Origin of the sequence: uncultured Sphingomonas sp., assembly GCF_946477935.1 — a bacterium.
Classification (GTDB): domain Bacteria; phylum Pseudomonadota; class Alphaproteobacteria; order Sphingomonadales; family Sphingomonadaceae; genus Sphingomonas.
On the sequence record NZ_CAMLAC010000244.1, the window covers coordinates 1 to 5,211 of the forward strand.

General features: G+C 67.4%; 3 protein-coding genes. 1 reads left to right on the top strand and 2 read right to left on the bottom strand.

From position 1 onward, the window contains the following. Window positions 1-28 precede the first annotated feature (28 nt). Window positions 29-3,490, top strand: a complete 3,462-nt coding sequence (gene mfd, locus Q0U08_RS17560) for a transcription-repair coupling factor (RefSeq protein WP_298092923.1) — start codon at window positions 29-31, stop codon at window positions 3,488-3,490. Between the two features lie 291 nt (window positions 3,491-3,781). On the opposite strand, the gene Q0U08_RS17565 is transcribed toward mfd, so the two are convergent. Beyond that, the gene (locus tag Q0U08_RS17565) at window positions 3,782-4,207 is read right to left on the bottom strand and encodes a nuclear transport factor 2 family protein (RefSeq protein ID WP_298092925.1); all 426 of its coding nucleotides are present in this window, start codon (window positions 4,205-4,207) and stop codon (window positions 3,782-3,784) included. After that, window positions 4,204-5,211 (bottom strand): EAL domain-containing protein (locus Q0U08_RS17570; protein WP_298092926.1); only part of this gene is annotated, 1,008 nt, incomplete at its 5' end. The genes Q0U08_RS17570 and Q0U08_RS17565, both read right to left, overlap by 4 nt.

Below are 5,211 nucleotides of genomic sequence, written 5' to 3' on the forward strand. Positions count from 1 at the left end.
GTCGGGGAGAGGGCATAGTGGAAATACCATGCCCGACCTGAAGACGATCCTTTCCGCCACCACCCCGCTTACCCTGTCCGGCGTCCCCGCAGGGTTCCAGCCGTCACTGCTCGCCGATCTGGCGCGCGCGGCGGGCCGCGTCGTCTTCATCGCCAGCGACGATGCGCAGATGCGGGCGATCGCCGGCACCGCCCCCTATTTCGCGCCCGAGCTGGAGATCGTGCAGATCCCCGCCTGGGACTGCCTGCCCTATGATCGCGCCTCGCCGACGCTGCGCATCATGGCGGAACGGATCGCCGGACTGCACCGGTTACAGGCGAAGTCGAAGGCGCCGCAGCTCGTCCTCACCACCGCCAACGCCGCGACGCAGCGCGTGCTGACCCCGTTCCGCATCCGCCAGCTCGTCGCCAGGCTCGCCCCCGGTGAGCGCATCGATCTCGACAAGCTGGCGACGCTACTTCAGGCGAACGGCTATGTCCGCACCGAAACTGTTCACGATCAGGGCGAATATGCGGTGCGCGGCGGCATCGTCGACCTGTTTCCGAGTGGCGCGGAACAGGCGCTGCGTCTCGACTTCTTCGGTGACGAGATCGAGAGCGTACGCACCTTCGATCCCGGCGACCAGCGCACCACCGGCCGGATCGAGGGCTTCACGCTGCTCCCCGCCTCCGAAGCATTGCTCGACGAGGACTCGATCAAGCGGTTCCGCACCCGCTACCGCGAAACATTCGGTGCGACCGCGACCGGCGACCCGCTCTACCAGGCGATATCGGATGGCCGGCGGCTGGCCGGCATGGAGCATTGGCTCCCCTTGTTCGAGGACAAGCTGGCGACGCTGTTCGAGCATCTGGGCGATGCGGTGGTGGTGCGCGACGCCGGCGTCGGCCAGGCCGCGGAAGGCCGGTTCGAGGCGGTCGCCGATTATTACGAGAACCGCAAGCGAGCCGAAGGCGCGCAACCGGGCAGCTATCGCCCGCTGCCCGCCAAGGCATTGTATCTGGCGCCAAAGGAATGGGCGCCCGCGCTGGAGGCGGCGGTCGCGCACCTGACCACGCCGTTCCACGAGCCCGAGAGCAACACCGTGCTCGATTTCGGCGTCGACAATGCCCGCGACTTCGCGCCCGAGCGTGCCAACCAGGCCAATGTCTACGAAGCGGTGGTCGCGCACATCGCGGCCTTGCGCAAACAGGGCCGCAAGCCCGTGCTCGCCAGCTATTCGAACGGCGCGCGTGAACGGCTGACCAGCTTGCTCAAGGATCATGGGCTGAAGGGCGCCAAGGCGGCGGATGGCTGGCAGGAGGCGCTGGGCATCGCCGATACGGGCAAGAGCTTCGGCGTCGCGATGATCGTCCTGCCGCTCGACCACGGCTTTACCGCACCCGACATATCGGTGCTGACCGAGCAGGACATGCTGGGCGACCGTCTCGTCCGCCGTGCCAAGCGCCGCAAGTCGGCGGATGCGTTCCTCGCCGAGCTTGCCACGCTGTCGCCCGGCGACCTCGTCGTCCATGCCGATCACGGCATCGCACGTTATGAGGGGCTGACCTCGGTCCCGGTCGGCAAGAGCCCGCACGACTGCGTCGCCCTGTCCTATGCCGGCGGTGACAAGCTGTACGTGCCGGTCGAGAATCTCGAAGTCTTGACCCGCTACGGCTCGGGCGAGGACGGCGCCAGCCTCGACCGGCTGGGCGGCGAGGCATGGCAACGCCGCAAGTCGAAGATGAAGGAGCGCATCCGCGAGATCGCGGGTGAACTGATCGCCACCGCTGCCGGGCGCGCGCTACGCCCCGGCGAACTGGCCGAGCCCGACAGTGCCGGCTATCCCAGCTTCGTCGATCGCTTCCCGTATGAGGAAACCGACGATCAGGACCGTGCCATCCAGGATGTGTTGGGCGACCTTGCCGCGGGCAAGCCGATGGACCGGCTGATCGTCGGCGATGTCGGCTTCGGCAAGACCGAGGTGGCGCTCCGCGCCGCCTTCGTCGCGGCGATGGCGGGGATGCAGGTCGCGGTGGTCTGTCCGACCACGCTGCTCGCGCGCCAGCATTACAACAATTTCGTCCAGCGTTTCGAGGGCTTCCCGATCAAGATCGGCCGCCTCTCCCGCCTCATTACCGCCGCCGAGGCGAAAAAGGTGAAGGAGGGTGCGGCGTCAGGCGATCTCGATATCGTCGTCGGCACGCACGCGCTGCTCGCCAAGACTGTCGAGTTCAAACGCCTCGGCCTCGTCGTCGTCGACGAGGAACAGCGTTTCGGCGTCACCCACAAGGAGCGGCTGAAGGCGCTGAAGGCCGATGTCCACATGTTGACGCTGACCGCCACGCCCATTCCACGCACGCTGCAGATGGCGATGTCGGGCCTGCGCGAACTGTCGGTGATCCAGACGCCGCCGGTCGATCGCCTCGCGGTGCGCACCTATGTGATGCCATGGGATCCGGTCGTGCTGCGCGAGGCGCTGCTGCGCGAACATTATCGCGGCGGCCAGAGCTTCCTCGTCACTCCGCGTGTCGCCGACCTGCCCGATATCGAGGAATATCTGCGAAACGAAGTGCCGGAAGTCCGCTACGTCGTCGCGCACGGCCAGATGTCCGCGACCGAGGTGGAGGAGCGCATGTCCGCCTTTTACGACAAGAAGTTTGAGGTGCTGGTCTCGACCACTATCATCGAAAGCGGCATCGATATCGCCTCGGCCAACACGATGATCGTCAACCGCGCCGATCGCTTCGGTCTGGCCCAGCTCTACCAGCTTCGCGGGCGCGTCGGTCGCGCGAAGACGCGCGCCTATGCCTATCTGGTCACCCCGCCCGAGCGGCAGATGACCGATGCGGCGGAAAAGCGGCTGAAGGTGCTGTCCGACCTAGATTCACTGGGCGCGGGCTTCCAGCTTGCCAGCCACGATCTCGACATTCGCGGTGCCGGCAATCTGCTGGGCGACGAACAATCCGGCCATATCAAGGAGGTCGGCTACGAACTCTACCAGTCGATGCTGGAAGAGGCGATCCTGGAGGCCAAGTCCGGCGGAGCGTTCGAGCGTCCGCGCGACTTCTCACCCCAGATCACGGTCGATGCGCCGATCCTGATCCCGGACGATTACGTCCCCGATCTCGATCTGCGCATGGGGCTGTACCGCCGCCTCAACGATCTGGAAAAGCACGCAGAGATCGAATCCTTCGCCGCGGAGATGATCGACCGCTTCGGCCCGCTGCCGGACGCGACCGACAATCTGATCCAGGTCATCAAGATCAAGCTGAACGCCAAGAAGGCATGCGTGTCCAAGATGGATGTCGGCCCGAAGGGCGTGCTGGTGTCGTTCCACGACAACAAGCCCGCCGATGTGGACGGCCTGTTCGCCTATGTCGACCGGCTGAAGGAGGTCGCCAAACTGCGCCCGGATGGCAAGCTGGTCGTCAACCGCGCCTGGCCCGACGCCAAGGCCCGCCTGCACGGCGCACTGCAACTGTCGAAGGGGCTGGCCAAGGCGGCGGGGTGAGGGCCGCACGATTCGGATCGGTACTTCGGGCAAGGTCGATCTGGTTCACGCGAAGACGCGAAGGCGCGAAGGCGCGAAGGCGCGAAGGCGCGAAGGTATTTCAAAGGCTGGTGCGCTACGCCATGTTCCGCAATCTCGTTCGGAAGACGTTTGGGAGCCTTCGGCGCGGAGAACACCCGCTACCCGAAGGCCCGACGTCTTCGCGTCTTCGCGTGAACTAATCGCCCGCTGCCACGAGGCGCTGCCTTCGCCCTTCCTGCCCGCACCTTTGTGTGGGCTGCAGAGCAGCGTTCAACTGCTGTGATCCGCCACGATCTTCCACCCGCCGGCCTGGCGCTCGAACACCAGCGTGGTCATGCCGCTCTCCTCGCCGCCGACGCCGCGCAGGTGCCAGCGGGCGAACACCATGCGGCGCTCGCCGATCGGGCGGATCAGCAGATAGTCGAACGACAGGCGACCGCGGCTGTTCGCGCCGCCACTGAAGCTGGCCCGGAAGCTGTCCGCGATCGCCGCCTTGCCGCGTACCAGTCCCTTGGCACCGACATAGACCGCATCGGGGGCGTAGATGCCCATGAAGCGATCCAGATCGCCCGCGTCCCATCCGGCCGCGCTTGCCGTCATCGCCGCGCGGATGCCGGCTTCGGCAGGGTCGCCCGCCTGCGCTGCCATGACAGGTACAGCCACCAGCGCGATCCCGATCGCCATCATGCCCATCATTCGCCCTCCATGATCGCCACCAGTTGTGCCTCGCCCAGCGCTCCCGCCCGCAGGAAGCCCTGATAATAATTGCACCCCTCCGCCGCCAGCAGCGCCAGTTGCGCGGAGGTCTCCACCCCTTCCGCGATCACCGCCAGCCCCAGGGACTGCGCCATCGCGATCACGCCGCGCACCACCACCCGGTCGCGCGGCGACCCTTCGATATCCTGCGTGATCGCCCGGTCGATCTTGAGATAGTCGAGCGGCAGGGCCTTTAGATAGGCCAGGCTGGAATAGCCGGTGCCGAAATCGTCGATCGCCACCCGGCACCCCGCCCCGCGCAGGTGCGCGAGCAGCGCGGCGGCGGCGTCCAGATTCTCGATCATCCCCGTCTCGGTGATCTCCACGGTCAGGCGCCCGCGCGGAAAGCCGCTGGCGTCGACGCGCTTCAGGAACATCTCGGCAAAGCCGGCGCGCGCGATGTCGGCCGCGGTCAGGTTGATCGACAGCCGCACCCCGTCCAGCGCCTGCGGCCAGCGCGTCGCGCGCGCCAGCGAGATGCGCTGAATATGATCGGACAGTGCGATGCCCAGATCGGCGCGCTCGGCCGCGGCGAACAGCGGCTCTGCCCCGAGGGGCCCCAGTGTCGGGTGATACCAGCGGGCCAGCGCCTCGACGCCGACGATCCGCCCGGTCGCGATTTCCACCTGCGGCTGGAACAGCACGTCGATCTCGCCGCGCTCGATCGCATGGTGCAGATCGACGCCCAGCACGTCCAGCGGCGCCACGCCTTCCGGATGCGCCACGCGCAGCACCGCACCGTCGCTCGCCTTCGCCTCGGCCAGCGCCTCGCTCGCCCGGCGCAGCAGGGCGGCGGCATCGTCGCCCATCTCGCTGCGCGCCAGCCCCAGCCGCGTGCCCAGCAGCACGGGCGATCCCGCCGCCAGCACCGGCCGCGCCAGCGCGCCCTCCAGCGCCGCGGCGATCGCGGCCTGTAGCGCCTCCGTGCCGTAAGGCTTGGCGAG